This is a genomic window from Microbacterium sp. P2_F9 (assembly GCF_056403635.1).
In genome coordinates this window covers 1-4,594 of record NZ_JBFUFC010000249.1, presented here as the reverse complement: position 1 = coordinate 4,594, position 4,594 = coordinate 1, and the positions used below count along the sequence as shown (strand labels likewise).

Below are 4,594 nucleotides of genomic sequence, written 5' to 3'. Positions count from 1 at the left end.
GCCCCCGACAGGTCAATGGGTGTCTACCAGCCGTCGAGGCCCAGCTGCAGGGCCTGCTTCTTGACATCTTCGTCGTACTGCGCCGCGCCGTCACTGGCGCTCGTGATGCCAGATCCGACGGCGACGGTGATCTGCTCCAGAGCAGGTCCCTTGATCGGGGAGAGGAACTCCAGCGCGAGGTTGGTCTTGCCCTCATCGAAGTACGGCTGGAGGTCCGAGATCATCGCCGGCACGTCATCAGACAGCGTGCAGCCCTCTACAACGAACGGGCCCTGGGGAGCCGTGGACTCCGCCTGAATCTCGCAGCTTTCCGGCGTGGTGATGAACTCGAGGAACTTCTTCGCCGCGTCGAGCTGGGCGCCCTCCGTCGACTTCGGGATGTAGACGCCGTTCGGCATCCACACCGTCAGTCCATTGCTATCTGCATCCGGGCCGGGGAGCGGGAAGGTTCCCACGACATCGGCAGCCTCCGGGTTGGTGGTCATCATCTGACCCGCCGCGAACGTGAGCATCGGGTATTGAGCCCCAGCGCCGGTCGCCACCATGGCGACGCCGTCGTTGTACGTCGCGGACGCGAAGTCCTCGTTGAGCAGTCCAGCCTCGTAGACCTGCTGAAGGTGCTGGAAGCCGGCGAAAGCGGGCTCATCGACGTACTTCGCCTTGTTGGCGGTGTACTCCTCCGCCCAGTCCGGGTTCTCCGCGAGCACGTTGTTGAAGTCGCCGAGGATGAACAGCTGCGAGGACCAGGTGTCGCCGTACGTCTGGATGATGGGTGCGGCGGTGCCGGCAGCCTTGATCGCTTCGCTGTTTGCGATGAACTCGTCCCACGTGGTCGGGATCTCAAGACCCAGCTCGGCGTAGATGTCCTTGTTGTACAGAACGGCGCCCGCCATCGACTGACCCATGGGAGCGCCGTAGAGGCCGGCGTCGGTCGAAACGGTGCGAATGAAGTTCTCGTCCAGCTTTCCGACCCATTCCTGGTCGTCGAGGTTGACAAGAGTTTGGTCGGGGCTGAGGGCCTGGAACAGGGAGCCAGAGTTGTAGGAGAAGAGGTCGTCCATCTCGCCCGTTGACAGGCGGGTCTTGATCAGGTTGTCGCCCTCAGCGCCTTGTGGACGCGTCTCGATCTCCACCTTGATGTCGGGGTTCTCGGCTTCGAAGGCCTTGGCAAGCGCCTCAGCGACGACGACCGTCGCTTCGCCGTTGTCGACGAGATACTTCAGGGTGACGGCGCCATCTGCGTCGCTCGATCCACCGGCGGAGCAGCCGGCGAGCGTCAGCGTCAACGCGACGCTTCCGGCGCCGACCGCCAGGAGCGCTCGGCGGGTTGTCATGCGGGAATCCATCTCTTTACCTCCATGTAAAGGCACTTCGCTGTCGATGCCCCGGAGCATCTTCGTGATGCCCGTGCTCGGGTGCTTGGGTGAGGCCACGATAGACACGTCGTGTGCCGCGTGTCAACCGATCTACACACGATTTGTGGATTGATCTACAACTCGTTACATTCCTGATATCGGACGAGGGAGTCATCACGATGAGGAGAGCGGCCAACATCAGCGACGTCGCCCGTGAGGCCGGCGTTTCTCGTGCGGCGGTCTCGAAAGTCATCAGAGACGCCTACGGCGTAAGCGATCAGATGCGCGTGCGCGTCAATGATGCGATCGAGCGACTGGATTATCGCCCACGCGTGGCGGCCAGAGCGATGCGCGGAACCACGAGCACTATCGGAATCGAACTTCCCGACATCGGGAACCCCTTCTTCGACAAGATCATCGACGGCGCTGCCGCGGCACGCGAAGGAACAGGGTTCCAGCTGATCATCGCGCCGGCGGGTCGCGACGTGGAGGAGGGGCGGCGCGCGATCACAGCGCTGTCCGACCGTCAGGTTGACGGCATCATCGCCATCTCGCCGCTCGTAGCCACCGAATGGCTCGAGTCGCTGGCCCAGCGAGTTCCGATCGTGATGGTCGGGCGCCACGACAACTCGCTCGCGTATGACACAGTCACTGGCGACGACATCGAGGGGACTCGACTCGTCATGGACCACCTGCATCGACTGGGTCACCGAAAGATCGCGCACCTCACTCGCAGTGCCGAGGTGACGGCTTTTGGTTCAGGAACGCCCCACGCAGTCAGGCTCGAGGAGTACGAGCGGTTCATGAGTCAGCATGGGCTCGAGGGTGTGTCCCGTGTGATCCGGAGCGGCCCGACCGAAGACGAGTCGCGCGGAGCGGTCGCTGAGATCTTGACCGGGCCAGACTTTCCAACGGCCATCTTCGCGGGCAACGACGCCATGGCGCTCGGGGCACTCCGGGCGCTTGCGACAAACGGGCCGTCTGACGCGTCCGTATCGGTTGCGGGATACGACAACATCACGATCGCGGGGCACCCCGCAGTGTCGCTCACCAGCGTCGATCAGTCGGGCTTCGCGATGGGTGAGCACGCTGTCGAGCTCCTGCTCAGCCGGCTTGCGGGACGAACCGAAGCGCTACACATCACGACGGCGCCCCGACTGTACCCGCGGAATTCGACGCGACCGCCCGCAGGGAACAGTTCTGAAGGCGTTTGACCCATTCCCGGTTCGGACACCGGCGCTTCGCGCGACGTGAGCGGCGCTAACCTCTACACCATGACATTTGTCCCGGGCCGCAACGCGACAATCGAAGACGTCGCCGCAGCGGCGGGCGTGTCCCGCGCAGCCGTGTCGAAAGTGCTGCGCAACGCATACGGAGTGAGCGACTCCATGCGCGAGCGTGTCACCGCGACCATGACGGAGCTCGATTACCGTCCTCGGATTGCTGCACGAGCAATGAGGGGCCGCACATACACGATCGGCATCGAGATCCCCGATCTTGGCAATCAGTTCTTCACCCGAATGCTCACGGGCGTGATGGGCGCGCTCGCGGGAACGATCTACCAAGTGGTCATCGCGCCCGCCGAGGAAGGTTCACGTCTCGGACTCCGCGCAATTGAAGCTTTGGTCGACCGCCAGGTGGACGGCGTGGTTGCCGTTTCCCCCCGGGTCAGCAGTGAAGCGCTCGACCGGATCGCCACGCAGACACCCGTCGTGATGTTTGGCCGACACGATCACTCGGACGCGTATGACAGCATCGCCGGCGACGACGTTGCGGGGACGCGGATGGCGATGGACCATCTCTTGAATCTTGGGCACACTCGGATTGCACATCTCACACTTGAGGAGGCGGAGGAGGAGACGCAGTCCGCCCACGGCATCCGACTGCGCGAGTATCGCGCCGCGATGACCGAGGCGGGTTTGGCAGACCAGATCGTCGTACTGCGAACGGACGAGGGTCAGGATGCGGCGAACTCGGCAGTCCGGACGGCAATCGAAGGCGGGACGCCAATCACGGCCGTGTTCGCCGCTCACGACGAATTGGCGATCGGCGCACTTCGCGCAACAGCGGAGACCGGGCGACAGTTGTCGATCGTCGGCTACGACGATGTGCCGATCGCGTCGCATCCGGCGCTCGGGCTCACAACGGTGCACCAGCCTGGCAGCGAGATGGGGCTCCGTGCGATCCAACTGCTGATGGAGCGCCTGCAAGGTCGCACCGAGGCGGTTCATGAGATCTTCACGCCAGAACTGCGGGTGCGGACGTCGACGCGATCCGCTCCGACTTCCTGAGCCGATGCGCCAATCCAGTTGATCAACAGTTCCACATTGGTGTAGACCGTTCCACAAAATCGGCTAGGCTGACGAGGTCCCACTGACGACCGGCTCCACGCGTGTCGAGTCCTGATATCCAGGAGAATTCCATGACCGAGCGAATTGGGCGATTCATCGCTGCGGATGCAACCCTTCATCGGGCACCCCTCTTGCGTACTGAATTCGTGCTGGACGAGGGCCATGGAACAGTCGTCGGAGCGGCTGCTCAGGTATCCGCGCTCGGCGTCGTCGAAGCGTTCATCGACGGCGTGCCCCTTTCAGAGGACGTCTTGACGCCCGGCTGGACCAGCTACGAGTGGCGTCTGCGATATGCCGCCTATGACGTCACCGCGCAGCTTGCGCTCACGGCACGGAACCGGTTCGCCCTCGGAATGGCACTCGGCGACGGGTGGTTCCGCGGACGTCTGGGATGGGAGAACTCGCCCCCTTACGGTCCCGAACTGGCCGGTTTCCTCGAATTGCGCATTGAGTTCGAGGACGGCCACGAGCAGATCATCGTCACCGATGAAACATGGCGTGCCGGCGAGGKCGCGGTTGTATCCGACAGCATCTACGACGGGCAGGAAATCGACGCGCGTCTCCTTCCGTCAGGGTGGGACCGAGTCGGGTTCGACGAGTCTTCATGGGGTTCGGTCCACACAGTCGACTTCGATCTCGCGAAATTGGAGCCATACGTCGGTCCACCTGTCCGGCGTCAACAGAGTCTCTCGCCGCAACGCATTTGGGAGAGTCCGTCGGGCAAGACGTTGGTCGACTTCGGCCAGAACCTGGTTGGCTGGGTGCGTGTCGCCGTCACCGGCCCGGCAGGGCAGGCGATCACGCTGCGCCACGCGGAAGTGCTCGAGCGCGACGAACTCGGAACGCGTCCCCTGCGCACAGCGAAGGCAACCGACCGCTTCATCCTCC

4 protein-coding genes are annotated in these 4,594 nt (G+C 63.5%); 3 read left to right on the top strand and 1 reads right to left on the bottom strand.

Annotation, left to right across the window (positions count from 1 at the left end; translation table 11 throughout):
- Positions 1 to 23 precede the first annotated feature (23 nt).
- Positions 24 to 1,334 (bottom strand): ABC transporter substrate-binding protein, encoded by a 1,311-nt coding sequence (locus AC1DVT_RS18105; protein ID WP_477390542.1) that lies wholly within the window; start codon positions 1,332 to 1,334, stop codon positions 24 to 26.
- A gap of 200 nt (positions 1,335 to 1,534) precedes the next feature.
- Here AC1DVT_RS18105 and AC1DVT_RS18100 point away from each other — a divergent pair, with 200 nt between their 5' ends.
- From AC1DVT_RS18100 to AC1DVT_RS18090, 3 genes are all read left to right on the top strand, one after another.
- Positions 1,535 to 2,569 (top strand): LacI family DNA-binding transcriptional regulator, encoded by a 1,035-nt coding sequence (locus AC1DVT_RS18100; protein ID WP_457101229.1) that lies wholly within the window; start codon positions 1,535 to 1,537, stop codon positions 2,567 to 2,569.
- Positions 2,570 to 2,629: 60 nt separating this feature from the next.
- The gene (locus tag AC1DVT_RS18095; protein WP_457101228.1) at positions 2,630 to 3,646 is read left to right on the top strand and encodes a LacI family DNA-binding transcriptional regulator; all 1,017 of its coding nucleotides are present in this window, start codon (positions 2,630 to 2,632) and stop codon (positions 3,644 to 3,646) included.
- 131 nt (positions 3,647 to 3,777) lie between these two features.
- Positions 3,778 to 4,594: family 78 glycoside hydrolase catalytic domain (locus tag AC1DVT_RS18090; RefSeq protein WP_477390540.1), on the top strand; the 817-nt coding region annotated here is incomplete at its 3' end.

Excerpts from the sequence above, each read along its gene's own strand:
- AC1DVT_RS18100 (WP_457101229.1), top strand. The coding sequence starts at position 1,535 with ATGAGGAGAGCGGCCAACATCAGCGACGTCGCCCGTGAGGCCGGCGTT.
- AC1DVT_RS18095 (WP_457101228.1), top strand. The coding sequence starts at position 2,630 with ATGACATTTGTCCCGGGCCGCAACGCGACAATCGAAGACGTCGCCGCA.
- AC1DVT_RS18105 (WP_477390542.1), bottom strand. The coding sequence starts at position 1,334 with ATGACAACCCGCCGAGCGCTCCTGGCGGTCGGCGCCGGAAGCGTCGCG.